This is a genomic window from Micromonospora sp. NPDC085948 (assembly GCF_040686315.1).
In the GTDB taxonomy this organism is placed as follows: Bacteria; Actinomycetota; Actinomycetes; order Mycobacteriales; family Micromonosporaceae; genus Micromonospora.
The window spans coordinates 127,323-142,195 of sequence record NZ_JBFBJW010000005.1 but is presented as its reverse complement, the minus strand read 5'-3'; the positions used below and the strand labels follow the sequence as shown (position 1 = coordinate 142,195).

Annotated in this window: 11 protein-coding genes; 8 read left to right on the top strand and 3 right to left on the bottom strand. The window is 69.8% G+C overall.

Annotated elements, in window-relative coordinates; translation table 11 throughout:
* Positions 1–102: 102 nt before the first annotated feature.
* The 3 genes from AB0O48_RS15860 to AB0O48_RS15850 form a co-directional block, all read right to left on the bottom strand.
* The gene (locus AB0O48_RS15860) at positions 103–1,125 is read right to left on the bottom strand and encodes a glycoside hydrolase family 11 protein (RefSeq protein ID WP_357239828.1); all 1,023 of its coding nucleotides are present in this window, start codon (positions 1,123–1,125) and stop codon (positions 103–105) included.
* A gap of 429 nt (positions 1,126–1,554) precedes the next feature.
* Positions 1,555–2,697, bottom strand: coding sequence for a sigma-70 family RNA polymerase sigma factor (locus tag AB0O48_RS15855; protein WP_357239825.1), 1,143 nt, complete (start codon positions 2,695–2,697; stop codon positions 1,555–1,557).
* Positions 2,694–3,101: a YciI family protein gene (locus AB0O48_RS15850; protein WP_357240653.1), complete on the bottom strand. Its 408-nt coding sequence runs from the start codon at positions 3,099–3,101 to the stop codon at positions 2,694–2,696. The genes AB0O48_RS15855 and AB0O48_RS15850 overlap by 4 nt, the downstream gene beginning before the upstream one ends.
* 201 nt (positions 3,102–3,302) lie before the next feature.
* Here AB0O48_RS15850 and AB0O48_RS15845 point away from each other — a divergent pair, with 201 nt between their 5' ends.
* The 8 genes from AB0O48_RS15845 (at position 3,303) to AB0O48_RS15810 (ending at position 14,871) form a co-directional block, all read left to right on the top strand.
* Positions 3,303–3,758, top strand: a complete 456-nt coding sequence (locus AB0O48_RS15845) for a Fur family transcriptional regulator (RefSeq protein ID WP_357239822.1) — start codon at positions 3,303–3,305, stop codon at positions 3,756–3,758.
* Positions 3,755–6,031 (top strand): catalase/peroxidase HPI, encoded by a 2,277-nt coding sequence (katG, locus tag AB0O48_RS15840; RefSeq protein ID WP_357239819.1) that lies wholly within the window; start codon positions 3,755–3,757, stop codon positions 6,029–6,031. The genes AB0O48_RS15845 and katG overlap by 4 nt, the downstream gene beginning before the upstream one ends.
* Before the next feature lie 157 nt (positions 6,032–6,188).
* Complete coding sequence (locus tag AB0O48_RS15835; RefSeq protein ID WP_365066130.1) at positions 6,189–6,866, top strand: hypothetical protein; 678 nt, start codon at positions 6,189–6,191, stop codon at positions 6,864–6,866.
* 175 nt (positions 6,867–7,041) lie between these two features.
* The gene (locus AB0O48_RS15830; protein ID WP_357239813.1) at positions 7,042–7,860 is read left to right on the top strand and encodes a basic amino acid ABC transporter substrate-binding protein; all 819 of its coding nucleotides are present in this window, start codon (positions 7,042–7,044) and stop codon (positions 7,858–7,860) included.
* A 77-nt stretch (positions 7,861–7,937) separates the two neighbouring features.
* Positions 7,938–8,732, top strand: coding sequence for an amino acid ABC transporter permease (locus AB0O48_RS15825; RefSeq protein ID WP_357239810.1), 795 nt, complete (start codon positions 7,938–7,940; stop codon positions 8,730–8,732).
* A gap of 5 nt (positions 8,733–8,737) precedes the next feature.
* Positions 8,738–9,577, top strand: coding sequence for an amino acid ABC transporter ATP-binding protein (locus AB0O48_RS15820; RefSeq protein ID WP_357239807.1), 840 nt, complete (start codon positions 8,738–8,740; stop codon positions 9,575–9,577).
* A 318-nt stretch (positions 9,578–9,895) separates the two neighbouring features.
* Positions 9,896–10,900, top strand: coding sequence for a multicopper oxidase domain-containing protein (locus AB0O48_RS15815; protein ID WP_357239804.1), 1,005 nt, complete (start codon positions 9,896–9,898; stop codon positions 10,898–10,900).
* Positions 10,901–10,923: 23 nt separating this feature from the next.
* Entirely contained in the window at positions 10,924–14,871 is a 3,948-nt protein-coding gene (locus tag AB0O48_RS15810; RefSeq protein ID WP_365066125.1) for a ThuA domain-containing protein, read from the top strand.
* Positions 14,872–14,873: the final 2 nt, after the last annotated feature.

Genomic DNA, 14,873 nt, shown 5'->3' with positions numbered 1-14,873 from the left:
GCCATCGATCCCGCCGCCCGGCCCCACGTGGTACCAGGACGCGGACTGGCGTGGCGGCCGGAGCCGCCACGCCAGTGGTGTGCTGTCAGACGCTGAGCAGGCTCAACTGGTACGGCAGGTGACCGTCGGCCAGTTCCAGTTGCCGTTGGCCATGACCGTTATCCCGAAGTTGTTGCCGTTGCCGTTCGGTGTCGCGGTGACGGTGCCGCTGGTGCCGCTGACCGAGGCGTTCCAGCTGTTCTGGATGCTCTGGCCGCCGCCCAGGCCGAGGCTGACGACCCAGTTGTTGGTGCCGCTGACCGCGACGTTGAGGTTGAACCGGTCACCCCACTGCTGACCGGCGGAGATCGTCGCGTTGCAGTTGCCGGTCCCCGGGTTGCCGGTGGTGGGTCCCGAGGTCGGGTTGCTGCCCCCGCCCTCCCGGACGGTGATGTCGGAGCTGCCGCTGCTCTGGTAGCCCTCGGTGGCCATGACCTGGTAGCTGTGGTTGGTGCCGAGGTTCAGGCCGGCGCGGGCCCAGGCGTCGAAGTGGTTGGCGGTGGTGATGGTGCCACTCGAACGCTTCTGCTGGCGGACGCTCCAGAACTGGTAGAACGTCTGGTTGCCGTCGATCGACGGGGCGTTGACCCGCTGGCTGCGAAGGATGTCGTACGTGCCGCCGTCAGTGGTGACCGTGCCCATCCGGGTGGCGCCGCTGCTCGGGTTGTAGCTGCCGAAGTTCTCCACCACGTAGTACTCGATGAGCGGGTTGCGCGTCCATCCGTACAGGGCGAGGTAGGTGTTGTTGTTGCCCGGGTTGTAGGTGCCCGAGTAGCTGACCGTCCGTCGGTTGCCGGTGGCCCAACCCTTGCCGCCGACCCAGTTGTTGGTGCTCCGGTCCCAACTGCTGGAGTATCGGCCGTCGGCGCGCAGCGTCATGCTGGCGTTGCCGCTGTCCTTCCAGAACGAGAAGTAGTACCCGTTGTGGGTGCCGGTGAGGCTCGAGGTGAGGGTCCGGTCGGCCTCGGCGTACGCGTTGGTGGCCGTCATCGTGCCGGTGACGGCCAGGACGACGGAGCATGCGGCGCCGAGAAGCAGCCGCATGCGGCCGCGCCTTCTCGGTGTGGTGTGGCTGGTGTCGGTCATGTAACTGTGCCTCCTGGTGACGGCTGGCGGGGGCCAGCAGTGCGGTACGGCCCGCGGGGTGTGTCGGTGGCCTGGGACGGCCCTCCGCGTCGTACCGCGTGGTGGTGCCGGTCGTTCTTCGCGACGACCGGAGGAGTGGGTCGCGGTGACTGTGCTGACGGCGATTGAGCCCCGTCGATGGCGACCGTATTAACCAGGCCGTCGACTTGTCAACAATTTTCGGAAACACAGCCGCAACCTCGTGGTGACCGAAGGTCTGCTGCGGACCGATGTCTAACCAGGTCAGTAATCGATCAGAAGCCCTGGTTCCCGTGGCTGAGTGGCACTGACCGAAGAGGCTGCCGGAAGCGGTGTTCGGAAACTTCCGGAGACTTTCCGGACCCCAATCGGTCCGGCGGTCGACGGGTGCCGAGCCGGCCGGGCACCCGGTCAGCCCCGGCGGGCGTTGAGCCGGGCGGCCTGGCGGGTCAGGTGGTCGCGCTCGGGCAGGTTGGACGCCTTCCGGGCCGCCTCGGCGTACAGCCGGGCGGCCGTCGCCACACTGCCGTCGCGCTCGTGCAGGTACGCGGCGACCGCCGTGAACCGGGGCAGCGCGTCGTCCAGCGCCGCGAGCGCCGCGAGACCGGCGCGCGGGCCGTCGGCCTCACCGACGGCCACCGCGCGATTGAGCCGGACGATCGGGCTGTCGGTCAGCCGCGCGAGTTCGTCGTACCACTCGACGATCTGCACCCAGTCGGTCTCCTCGGCGGTGGGCGCGTCGGCGTGCAGGGCCGCGATGGCGGCCTGGGCCTGGAACTCGCCCAGTCGGTCGCGGGCGAGTGCCGCCTGGAGGATCTCGACGCCCTCGGCGATCGACGCGGTGTTCCATCGGCCGCGGTCCTGCTCGGCCAGCGGCACCAGGTTGCCGTCGGGTCCCGTCCGGGCGGCGCGGCGGGCGTGGTGCAGCAGCATGAGGGCGAGCAGCCCCGCCACCTCGGGGTGATCGATGGCGGCCGCGAGCTGCCGGGTGAGCCGGATCGCCTCGGCGGCGAGGTCGACGTCGCCGGAGTAGCCCTCGTTGAAGACCAGGTAGAGGACGCGCAGCACCGTGGCGACGTCGCCGGGCTGGTCGAAGCGCACCCCGGAGACGGTGCGTTTGGCCCGGCTGATGCGCTGCGCCATGGTCGCCTCCGGCACCAGGTAGGCCTGGGCGATCTGGCGGGTGGTCAGCCCGCCCACGGCGCGCAGCGTGAGCGCGACCGCGGACGCCGGGGTCAGCGACGGGTGGGCGCACAGGAAGTAGAGCTGGAGCGTGTCGTCCACCGCCGGGGTGGGCCCGGGTGGGGGCTCCTCGTCGACGAGGTCCTCACGCCGACGGCGGGCCGCGTCCGCCCGGGTCGCGTCGAGGAACCGGCGCCAGGCCACGGTGACCAACCAGCCCTTCGGGTCCCGTGGCGGCTCGACCGCCCAGACGCGGACCGCCTCCACCAGCGCGTCCTGGACGGCGTCCTCGGCCGCCGCGAAGTCGGCTCCGCGGCGGACGAGGACCCCGAGCACGCTCGGCGTGAGGCTCCGGATCAGCGCCTCGTTCACTCCGTGATGGTGGGCGGCTCGGTCAGGAACGGGCGCAGCTCGAGCCACTCGTGGATCGGCCTGCCGTCCTTGCCGGGGGCGGCGGACAGCTCCCCGGCAAGCTCGACGGCGCGTTCGTAGCTGTCGACGTCGATCGTCATCCAGCCGGCGATGAGGTCCTTGGTCTCGGCGAAGGGGCCGTCGGTGACCGGCGGGCGACCCTCGCCGTCGTAGCGAACCCAGGCGCCCTCGGGGGCGAGGGCCTGGCCGTCGACGAACTCGCCGGTCTGCTCGAGCCGTGCCGCGAAGTCCCGCATGTACGTCACGTGCGCCGTGATCTCCTCCGGCGTCCACTGGTCCATGGGTACGTCGTTGACCGCGGTCGGGCCGCCGCGGTAGTGCTTGAGCAGCAGGTACTTCGCCATCGTGTTCTCCTCGGTGCGGGTGCGGGTACGGCCGTTCGTGGCCACGTGCACCCCGGGGACGGAGCCGGTCGGCGGTTCTCGACACGGCCGCCCGGACTATTTTTACTCTCGCCGCGCAGCGCGGCGGAAATCGGTCGACACGGCGGCGCGGAAACCGGCGGAAACTTGATTGGTTCCAGAATAGTGGGCTAGTGTCGCCGGGTGATGGTCGACTTCGAGGCGCAACTGCGGGCCGCCTCGCTGCGCGTCACCCGGCCCCGACTGGCGGTGCTCGCGGCGTTGCGCGATCACCCGCACATCGGCACGGACGCGGTGATCGCGCTGGTTCGGGCGGATCATCCCACGGTCTCCCACCAAGCGGTGTACGACGTGCTGCGCGTGCTCACCGACGCTGGTCTGGTGCGGCGCATCCAGCCGGCCGGCGCGACCGCCCGCTACGAGTCCCGGGTCGCGGACAACCACCACCATGTCGTGTGCCGCTCCTGCGGCGCGATCGCCGACGTCGAGTGCGCCGTCGGTCACGCCCCCTGTCTCACCGCCTCGGTCGACCACGGTTTCGTGATCGACGAGGCGGAGGTCGTCTACTGGGGCATCTGTCCCGACTGCGCGACCGAACGCATGCCCCAGAGATCCGCAAGCTCGGAAGGAAGTACATGAGCGACACCCAGGACAACGGCCCCACCAGTGCGCAGGGCGTGGACCAGAAGGCAGCCGCGGGTTGCCCGGTCGCGCACGACTCGGTGACCGCGCACGGCAGCGAGAGCGAGAACCCGGCGATCGACTCGCCGACTCCGAAGACCGGCGGTCGTCCGCGCACCAACCGGGACTGGTGGCCCAACCAGCTCGACCTCTCGGTGTTGCACGCCCACTCGTCCAAGGGCAACCCGCTGGGGGAGAACTTCAGCTACGCCAAGGAGTTCGCCAAGCTCGACGTCGAGGCCCTCAAGCGCGACATCACCGAGGTCCTCACCACCTCGCAGGAGTGGTGGCCGGCTGACTTCGGCCACTACGGCGGCCTGATGATCCGGATGAGCTGGCACGCCGCCGGCACGTACCGCATCGAGGACGGCCGCGGTGGAGCCGGCGACGGTGGGCAGCGTTTCGCGCCGCTGAACAGCTGGCCGGACAACGCCAACCTGGACAAGGCCCGGCGGTTGCTGTGGCCGGTCAAGCAGAAGTACGGCCAGCAGATCTCCTGGGCCGACCTGCTCGTGCTCGCCGGCAACGTGGCCCTGGAGTCGATGGGCTTCAAGACCTTCGGCTTCGGCTTCGGTCGTGAGGACGTCTGGGAGCCCGAGGAGATCTTCTGGGGTCCGGAGGACACCTGGCTGGGCGACGAGCGCTACGCCTCCGAGAAGGAGATGGCGGCCGGCGTCGGCTCGACCGAGATGGGTCTGATCTACGTCAACCCGGAGGGCCCGCGCGGTAACGCGGACCCGGCCGCGGCGGCGCACTTCATCCGCGAGACCTTCGGCCGGATGGCCATGAACGACGAGGAGACCGTCGCTCTCATCGCCGGTGGTCACACCTTCGGCAAGACCCACGGTGCCGCCGTCGCCGACAACCACGTCGGCCCGGAGCCCGAGGGCGCCCCGCTGGAGTCGCAGGGCCTGGGCTGGCTGAGCACCCACGGCAGCGGCAAGGGCGCCGACACGATCACCAGCGGTCTCGAGGTGACGTGGACCGACGTGCCCACGCAGTGGAGCAACCGCTTCTTCGAGATCCTGTTCGGCTACGAGTGGGAGCTCACCACCAGCCCGGGTGGCGCGAAGCAGTGGGTCGCCAAGGACGCCGAGGCGATCATCCCGGACCCGTTCGACCCGGCGAAGAAGCACCGGCCGACGATGCTCACGACCGACCTGTCGCTGCGCGTCGACCCGGCGTACGAGAAGATCTCGCGTCGCTTCCTGGAGAACCCCGACCAGTTCGCGCTGGCCTTCGCCAAGGCGTGGTACAAGCTGTTGCACCGCGACATGGGTCCGATCGAGCGTTTCCTCGGGCCGTGGGTGGCCGAGCCGCAGCTCTGGCAGGACCCGGTGCCGGCCGTCGACCACGAGCTCGTGGGTGACGCCGACGTTTCCGCGCTCAAGGCGAAGGTCCTGGACTCCGGTCTGACGACCGCTCAGCTGGTCTCCACCGCCTGGGCGTCCGCCGCGAGCTTCCGCCACACGGACAAGCGCGGTGGCGCCAACGGCGCGCGGATCCGTCTCGAGCCGCAGCGCAGCTGGGAGGTCAACCAGCCGGAGCAGCTGGCGACCGTCCTGACCACCCTGGAGGGCATCCAGCGGGACTTCAACGCCGCCGGCGGCGCGAAGATCTCGCTCGCCGACCTGATCGTGCTGGCCGGTTCGGCAGCCGTCGAGAAGGCGGCGCGGGACGCCGGTGTCGAGGTGACCGTGCCGTTCCGGCCGGGCCGCACCGACGCCACCCAGGAGCAGACCGACACGGAGTCGTTCCGGGTCCTCGAGCCCCGGGCCGACGGCTTCCGCAACTACCTGCGGTCGGGCGAGAAGACCCAGCCGGAGGTGCTCCTCATCGACCGTGCCTACATGCTCAACCTGACCGCGCCGGAGATGACGGTCCTCGTCGGCGGTCTGCGGTCGCTGGGCGCCAACACCGGCGGCAGCCAGCACGGCGTCCTCACCGACCGGCCGGGCGTGCTCAGCAACGACTTCTTCGCCAACCTGCTCTCCCCGGGCACCCGGTGGAGCGTGTCGAAGTCCGACGAGCACGTGTACGAGATCCGTGATTTGGCCACCGACGAGGTGAAGTGGACCGCCACCGCGGTTGACCTCATCTTCGGGTCCAACTCGCAGCTGCGCGCGCTCGCGGAGGTCTACGCCAGCCAGGACGCCCGCGACAAGTTCGTGGCCGACTTCGTGGCCGCCTGGACCAAGGTCATGGAGCTGGACCGGTTCGACATCGCCTGACAGTCGGACACCGACGGGCCCCGCCGATCGCCATCGGCCGGGGCCCGTCGGGCTCTGGGCGGCGTCACCGCCACCTCGATGCCGGCGGCCCTATCGACGGGCGTCACGTGTGGCGGCTAACCTGTGGCCCCACAGACCATCGATGTGAGGAGATGCGATGGCGCGCCGCACCGGCCGGCCCTCCTACCTGTCCGACAACCCCGATGTGCGTCGCCGCCGGGCCACGCGCCTCGTGGCGGTCACCGGGGCGATCGCACTGGTCACCGCCCTGGTGGTTGGACTGATCGGCTACCAGGTGGGCCGTCCGGACGCCACCGAGGCGTCCATCGCGAGCATCAAACAGGCCGACGCGAAGCGGGACGCGCAGCAGATCGTGCAGCTGACGGAGACGGCCCGCACGGTCAGCGGCCAGGTGGCTCCCGTCCTGACCGCCCTCAAGGCGGACACGGCAGCCGGGCGGGCACCGGATCCGGCGCAGGCCCGGCGGTGGCAGGAGACCATGCGGGAAGCCGCCAAGCCGTTCGCCGACCCACCGTCGGGCAGCACCGCCACGAACGTGGCGCGCGGCGGGCTGCGCGGGGCGATCCAGCAGGCCGGCCTGGCCGTCGACTCCTACGCGCTGGCGGCCAGCGTGCCGGCGGCACAACGCGCCGCCCTGTTGGACCTCACCGCGCGGCAGGCGGCCGAGGCCGTGACGATCTGGTCGGTCGCCGCGACCCAGCTCGACCAGGTGAGCGTCGATGCCGGCCACGGCCATCAACACGTGTTCCTCAGCACAGATCCCGACGGCGGGGCCTTCACTCCGGACGGCGCGCCCGAGGGCACCGGCGGCTGACGCCTCGTTGCTGCCCGGGTGTCGGATTCTCCAACCGCCGATGCTCGCCCCACCGGCCGAACGACCCCGGCGCGATCTGGGCCTGACTCGCCGAATCAGGTACCGTCGCCTGTCTCAAGTCTCAGCACCAACCTGGCTTCCGGTGACCGGCGAGCCGAACCGGAGGGACACAGCAGTGAGGTTCCAGAGCGTTGTTCGGCAGGCCGGACTCGTCGTGGCGGTCGCCGCCCTCGCCGTAACCGCGGGATGCGCCAAGAAGGACGACAGTGAGGTCCAGGCGAGCGGGGTCAAGCTGGTCGAGGCGGGCAAGCTGACCGTCTGCACCCACCTGCCGTACCCGCCGTTCCAGTCCAAGGACGCCAGCGGCACGGTGACCGGCTTCGACGTCGAGATCATGGACCTGGTGGCCAAGGACCTGGGCGTGCAGCAGACGATCATCGACACCCCGTTCGAGGGGATCAAGTCCGGTCAGGACCTGAACACCGGCAAGTGCGACGCGGCGGCCGCCGGCATGACGATCACCGCGGAGCGGCAGAAGGTGATGAACTTCTCCGACCCGTACTTCGACGCCACCCAGGCGATGCTGGTGAAGACCGGCAAGACCTACAAGACGCTCGACGACCTCAGGGGCAAGAAGCTCGGCGTCCAGGCGGCCACCACCGGTCGGGACTACGCCAAGAAGTTCGAGGCGGAGAAGGGTCTCAAGCTCGTCGAGTTCGAGGACCTCGCCGCCGAGCAGCAGGCCGTCGCCAACGGCCAGGTCGAGGCGGCCATCAACGACCTGCCGGTCTGGAGCGAGTACCTCAAGAAGAACCCGGGCGGGTTCCAGGTGGCCGCCGAGTTCGACACCGGTGAGCAGTACGGCTTCTCGGTGAAGAAGGACGGCAACCCGGAGCTGCTCAAGAAGATCAACGAGGCGCTGGCCAAGGCCAAGCAGGACGGCACCTATGACACGATCTACGAGAAGTGGATCGGCAAGCGGCCGAGCGCCTGATCGAAGCTCCCCCCAGCAGGGCACGCGATCCGCGTGCCCTGCGCGTCGGTAAACCTCCGGGAAGGCAACGAGCGAACGTGAAGCTGCGACGCCGCCAGCGGGAGCGGTTGTCCCTCGGGCTCCAGTACCTGGTCTTCATCGCCGTCATCGCCGCGGTGCTCTTCGCCGCGGACTGGGACAGGTTGGCCGACGCGTTCTTCCGCGTCGACATCATCAAGTCGATGTTCCCGACGATCATCACCGTCGCGCTGCGCAACACCGTCCTGTACACGCTTGGCGCGTTCGCCTTCGGCCTCGTGTTCGGCACCGTCCTCGCGCTGATGCGGCTGTCCCGGGTCGCGCCGTACCGCTGGGTGGCGACGGCGTACATCGAGCTCTTCCGGGGTCTGCCCGCGCTGCTGGTGCTCTTCCTCGTTGGGTACGGCATCCCGATCGCCTTTCCGGAGCGGGAGATTCCGGGCGGGGTGTTCGGCTCGATCGCGATCGGTCTCGGCCTGACCGCCGCGGCGTACATGGCGGAGACCATCCGGGCCGGCATCCAGGCGGTCCCGAAGGGGCAGATGGAGGCGGCCCGGACCCTCGGCATGTCGCACTTCACCGCCATGCGCACGATCGTCATCCCGCAGGCGTTCCGGATCGTGATCCCGCCGCTGACCAACGAACTCATCCTGCTCACCAAGGACTCGTCGCTGGCCTACGTGCTGGGCGTGACGGCGCAGACCATCGAGATCACGAAGTTCGGTCGGGACATGCTCAACGACCGGGTGAACGCGACCCCGCTGCTGGTGGCCGGTCTCGCCTACCTGATCATCACCCTGCCGCTGTCCCAGGTGGTACGCCGCCTCGAACTCCGCTACGCCAAGGCCCGGTGACCCGCATGACGAGCACTGCACCCCGCCCGGCCGTCGAGATCCGCGACCTGCACAAGTCCTTCGGGTCCCTCGAGGTGCTCAAGGGCATCGACTTCGAGGTCGGCCAGGGCGAGGTGGTCTGCGTGATCGGGCCGTCCGGGTCCGGTAAGTCGACGCTGCTGCGCTGCGTCGACCTGTTGGAGGAGCCCACGGCCGGCCGGATCTGGGTCAACGGGGTCGAGATGACCGATCCGGACGTCGAGGTCGACGCGGTGCGCCGCGGCATCGGCATGGTCTTCCAGGCGTTCAACCTGTTCCCGCACCTGACCGTGCTGAACAACCTCACCATCGCCCAGCGGCGGGTGCTGCGGCGCGGCCGGGCCGAGGCGGAGCGCGTCGCCCGGGCCAACCTGGACCGCGTCGGGCTGACCGACAAGGCCGACGCGTTCCCGGCGCAACTCTCCGGCGGGCAGCAGCAGCGGGCGGCGATCGCCCGGTCGCTGTCGATGGAACCGAAGCTGATGCTCTTCGACGAGCCGACCTCCGCGCTCGACCCGGAGTTGGTCGGCGACGTGCTCACCGTCATGCGCAAGCTGGCCGAGGACGGCATGACGATGATGGTGGTGACGCACGAGATGGCGTTCGCCCGCGACGTCGCCGACCGGGTCGTGTTCATGGACGGGGGCGTGGTGGTCGAGCAGGGGCCGCCGCAGGAGGTGCTCGGCAACCCGAAGCACGAGCGGACCCGTGCGTTCCTCTCCCGGGTCCTCGATCCGACCCGTGTCGCGCAGCTCGGTCAGCCCGACCAGGCGCCGGAGCCGCCGCAGGCGTCGGGCCTGCCGGCGGACGACCGCCGTCAGCTCTGACGATCCCTCCCGTACGTCTGTCCGCCGGGCCGCCTCATCGCTGAGGCGGCCCGGCGTCGTTCTGTGCGCCGTCGGATGGGCGACGGCAGGTCAGGATCATGTCAATCGAAAGACGTCGTAATGTCAAGGTAATCTTTTTGCAACCAGACCTGGACTTTCGTCGATGGACTACATAAGTTGCAGACATCCACCGAAAGCTCTGAGTCTTCCGAGCAAAGTCCGCGACGAGCCTCACCTCAGTCGTGCTGCCGCCCCCGTGCTCGGCGGTCGTTGCACCCTGTCCTCGTCGCGTCTTCGCCCGGTCGGGAACGGAGACCCATGGACGACCATGCCGTTGGCTCCCAACGTCATCTGTCCCGCAGATCCCTGATCGCCACCGGGGCGCTCGCCGCCGGTGCGCTGGGGGCAGCCGCCCCCGCGATCGGCACCGCGTTCGGCCCCAGCCCCGCACGGGCCGCCGCCGGTGTCACGAAGAAGGTCACCATCTACGCCGAGCAGTTGCCCGGCGGCCTGTTCGGCTACGGCCTGGCGCCCGGCCAGGCCACCGTGCCAGGTCCACTCCTGGAGATGTACGAGGGTGACACCCTGGAGATCACCCTGGTCAACACCACGAACCAGCGGCTCTCCATCCATCCGCACGGGGTGGACTACAGCACCGAGTCGGACGGCAGCCCGTTGAACGCCTCGTTCAACAACCCCGGCGAGACGCGGACGTACGTCTGGCGCTCGCGGGAGATGGTCGCCGCGGCGGGCCGCCGGTTCATGCCGGGCAGCGCCGGCTACTGGCACTACCACGACCACGCCATGGGCACCGACCACGGCACCGCAGGCGTGGCCAAGGGGCTGTACGGCGCGCTCATCGTCCGCCGGCGGGGCGACATCCTGCCGGAGAAGCAGTTCACCGTCGTGTTCCACGACATGTCGATCAACAACCGGATGGCACCGGAGACGCCCATGTTCGAGGCGAACCTGGGCCAGCGGGTGGAGTGGATCGCCATCGGGCACGGCAACCTGTTCCACACCTTCCACCTGCATGCCCACCGCTGGGCGGACAACCGCACCGGAATGCTGGAGGGGCCGGCCGACCCGAGCCTGGTCATCGACAACAAGGACCTCAATCCGGGCAGTTCGTTCGGCTTCCAGGTGCTGGCGGGGGAGGGCGTCGGACCGGGGGCGTGGATGTACCACTGCCACGTGCAGAACCACTCGGACGGCGGCATGGCCGGGATCTTCCTGGTGCGCAACGCCGACGGCAGCATGCCGCCGGGCGCCGAGGAGGCGATCCACCGGTTCCAGGGCCACACCCACACGCACGGAAGCTGACCCAACCGAAAGTGGGGACGGGGATGACCAGACAACCACGACGAGTCCTTGCCGCGATAGCGGCCTTCACGGCACTGATCCCGGCATCGACGGCGGCAGCCGCACCGGGAGCGGCGGCCGCGCCACGACCGGCAGCCGCCCCGCAGGCGGCGCAGCAGACAGCGGTCCTCGTGTTCCACGGCCCGGCGGCCGAGCAGCAGGACCCGGTGGCGCGCGCGGTCGACACCATCAAACAGCTTGGTGCCGGTCATGACATCGATGTCACGGCCACCACGGATCCCGGTGTCTTCACCGCGGCCGGGCTGTCGGCGTACCGCAGCGTGGTCTTTCTCTCCGCGACGGGCGCCGCGCTCAACCGCGACCAGGAGTCGGCGCTACAGGGCTACCTGAAGGCCGGCGGCGGGTTCGTCGGCATCGCCGACGCCGCCCGCGCCCAGGTCGACTCGGCCTGGTTCACCGGCCTGATCGGCACCCGCCCGGCGGGCGCCATTCCGGCGGCCGAGCCGGTGGCGGCGGTGACCGCCAGCGGCGAGAACCCGCCGACCGAGACCAAGGAGAAGCTGACCGACGGCGACGCCAACACCAAGTGGCTGGTCCGCACCCCGACGGCCTGGGTGGCGTACCAACTGGCCGCGCCCAAGCGGATCACCGGGTACGCGTTGACGTCGGCCAACGACTTCGTCGGGCGGGACCCGAAGGACTGGACCCTGCAGGGTTCCACCGACGGGCAGAACTGGTCCGATCTGGACCGACGCACCGGGCAGACCTTCGGGGACCGGTTGCAGACCCGCCGGTTCGACATCGCCACGCCGCAGGAGTTCAGCCGCTACCGGTTGAACATCACCGCGAACAGCGGTGAGCCGCTGATCCAGCTCGCCGATCTGCGCCTGTTCACCGGCAGCACCAGCACGCCCGAGCCGCCCGCGGTGAACCGCGCGGTGGTCGACATCCTGGACCGGAAACACCCGGCCACGGCGTCACTGCCGTTGACCGTCACCCGCTCCGACCGCTGGGAGAACTGGGACCCGAACCCGATCGGCACGGTGCACACGCTCGCCCAGGTCGAGGAGCGGCACTACAACCCGGGGCCGGCCGCCAACGGCGCCTTCCACCCGGTGTCCTGGTGCCGGGACTACGACGGTGGCCGGTCGTTCTACACCGGCATGGGCCACACCGAGGGCAGCTACGGTGAGGAGGCGTTCCGCGCCCACCTCGCCGGGGCGCTCAACTGGACCACCGGCCGCGTACGCGGCGACTGCCAGGCCACCATCGCCGCGAACTACAAGGTGGAGCGACTCACCGCGGCCAACCAGACCGGGCAGCTGGACCAGATCGGCGAGCCGCACGGGCTCACCATCGCGCCGGACGGCACGGTCTTCTACGTCGGCAAGGCGGCGTGCCCGAGCGGACCGATCGCGGACTGGAACGACCCGAAGGTCGGCCTGGGCTGCGGCACCATCCACTCCTGGGACCCGCGGACCAAGCAGGCCAAGCTGCTCACCACCCTGGAGGTGATGGGCAACCGGGGCAGCGGCTCCGAGCTGGTGAAGAACGAGGAGGGCCTGCTCGGCATCGTGCCCGACCCCGCGTTCGCCGAGAACGGCTGGCTCTACGTCTACTGGATGCCGCACGAGTCGATCGACCGGGTCAAGCGGGTCGGGCAGCGGACCGTCTCCCGGTTCACCTACGACCGGCAGGCGCAGGCCATCGACCAGGCGACCCGCAAGGACCTGTTGCAGTTCCCCGTGCAGATCCACAGCTGCTGCCACGCCGGCGGCGGGATGGCGTTCGACGCGAAGGGCAACCTCTACGTCGGCTCCGGCGACAACAACTCCTCCGAGGGATCCCAGGGCTACTCCGGCAACAACTGGACCCAGGAGTACCAGGGCATCTCCTTCCAGGACGCCCGCCGTACCTCGGGCAACACCAACGACCTCGCTGGCAAGATCATCCGGATCCACCCGGAGGCCGACGGCACGTACACCATCCCGGAGGGCAACCTCTTCCCGCCGGGCACCGAGAAGACCCGCCCGGAGATCTACGTGATGGGCGTGCGCAACATCGCCCGCCTGCAGATCGACCCGGAGCACCAGTGGCTGACCGCCGGCTGGGTCGGCCCGGACGCCTCGTCGCCCAGCCCCACACTCGGCCCGGCCAAGTACGAGACCGCCACCATCATCACCTCGGCCGGCAACCAGGGCTGGCCCTACTGCATGGGCAACCGGCAGCCGTACCGGGACCGCAGCAGCACCGACGCGAGCGTGCTGACCGGCTGGTACGACTGCGACAACCTGAAGAACACCTCGCCGCGCAACACCGGACTCGTGGACATCCCGGCGGCCCGGGACAACATGATCTGGTATTCGCCGGACGGCGGCGGCCCGGTCTTCCCGAAGCGCGCCGATGGCAGCGGCCTGCCCACCTACGTCGCGGCCGACGCCACCTACACGCAGCCGTACCTGCGCGGCGGCGGGCAGGCCATCATGTCCGGCCCGACCTACCACCGCGACCGGGTCGACCCGAACAGCACAGTGGCGTGGCCGGCGTACTGGGACGAGAAGTGGTTCATCGGTGACCAGTCGAACGCCGCCAACCGGGTCGCGGTCACCGTCGATGAGGCCGGGGTGCCGACGGCGGCCCCACCGGTCTACGCGGAGTCGCTGCGCGCCATCATCCCCAGCGGCAACGGCGACACCCGGCTGCAGAGCTGGATGGACGCCAAGTTCGGCCCGGACGGTGCGCTCTACCTGCTGGACTACGGAGGCGGGTTCTTCAGCCTGCACCCCAACCAGAAGCTCATCCGGATCACCTACACCGGCGGCGCACCCACCCCGGCACCGGCGGCGAACGCCGTCGCCGTGCAGAACAAGCCCCTGACCATCGCCTTCGACGGCGCGCGTTCCGGCGGCGTCAGCCACCGGTGGGAGTTCGGCGACGGCACCACGTCGACCGAGGTGAACCCCCGGCACACGTACGCCAAGGTCGGCACCTACACCGCGAAGCTCACCGTCACGTACGCCGACGGGGAGACGGCCACGGTGCAGACCACTGTCACGGTGGGCTGCGCGGTGCCGGACGACCGGCAGAACGTGTGGCTCGGCGACACGGACACCGGGGTGCCCAGCCGCACGGTCGGGCAGGGCTGCACGGTCAACGACCTGATCGACGACGAAAGCACCTGGGCCGACCACAACAGTTTCGTGCGCCACGTGACCACGGTGACCCGTGCGCTGCAGGACGACGGTCTGCTCAACGCCCGCGAGAGCGGCACGCTGACCCGGCTGGCCGCCGCGTCCGAGATCGGGCGCACCGGACACACCGGGTACGAGCCGCTCTTCGACGGCACCGCCGAGTCGCTGCGCGGCTGGCAGCAGGCCCCGACGGGATCGTTCAGCATCCAGCCGGACGGGTCGCTGCGCTCCAGTGGCGGCCTGGGCATGCTCTGGCACACCAAGGAGCTGGGCGACTTCTCGCTGAAGCTGCAGTTCCGGGACATCGCGCCGGGCACCGGACGGGCCAACACCGGAGTCTTCGTCCGGTTCCCGGACCTGCGAACCCCTCTCGACCAGCGGCCACCGGACAGTTGCGGCACGGTCGGGTCGGCCCGGACCTCGCCGGCCTGGATGGCGATCTACTGCGGACACGAGATCCAGATCTACGACGGGGAGACCGGTGAGCCGCAGAAGACCGGTTCGGTCTACAACTTCGACCCGGTGCCGCTCGCCCAGGCCGGCGTCACCCCGAAGAACGTGTGGAACGACTACGAGATCCGCGTGGTCGGCCAGCACTACACGATGATCCGCAACGGCGTGGTGATCAACGAGTTCGACAACACGCCGGGCAAGCAGTCCTCCCGTGCCGGCGATCCGCCGACCGATCTGCGGCAGTTCCTGCGCGGCTTCATCGGTCTGCAGAACCACGGTGACAACGACCTGGCCGAGTTCCGCAACATCCGCGCGCGGGAACTCTAGGA

Bases quoted from the DNA above. Each gene is read 5' to 3' on its own strand.
- AB0O48_RS15860 (WP_357239828.1), bottom strand. From the start codon at position 1,125: ATGACCGACACCAGCCACACCACACCGAGAAGGCGCGGCCGCATGCGG.
- AB0O48_RS15850 (WP_357240653.1), bottom strand. From the start codon at position 3,101: ATGGCGAAGTACCTGCTGCTCAAGCACTACCGCGGCGGCCCGACCGCG.
- katG (WP_357239819.1), top strand. From the start codon at position 3,755: ATGAGCGACACCCAGGACAACGGCCCCACCAGTGCGCAGGGCGTGGAC.
- AB0O48_RS15835 (WP_365066130.1), top strand. From the start codon at position 6,189: ATGGCGCGCCGCACCGGCCGGCCCTCCTACCTGTCCGACAACCCCGAT.
- AB0O48_RS15820 (WP_357239807.1), top strand. From the start codon at position 8,738: ATGACGAGCACTGCACCCCGCCCGGCCGTCGAGATCCGCGACCTGCAC.
- AB0O48_RS15815 (WP_357239804.1), top strand. From the start codon at position 9,896: ATGGACGACCATGCCGTTGGCTCCCAACGTCATCTGTCCCGCAGATCC.
- AB0O48_RS15810 (WP_365066125.1), top strand. From the start codon at position 10,924: ATGACCAGACAACCACGACGAGTCCTTGCCGCGATAGCGGCCTTCACG.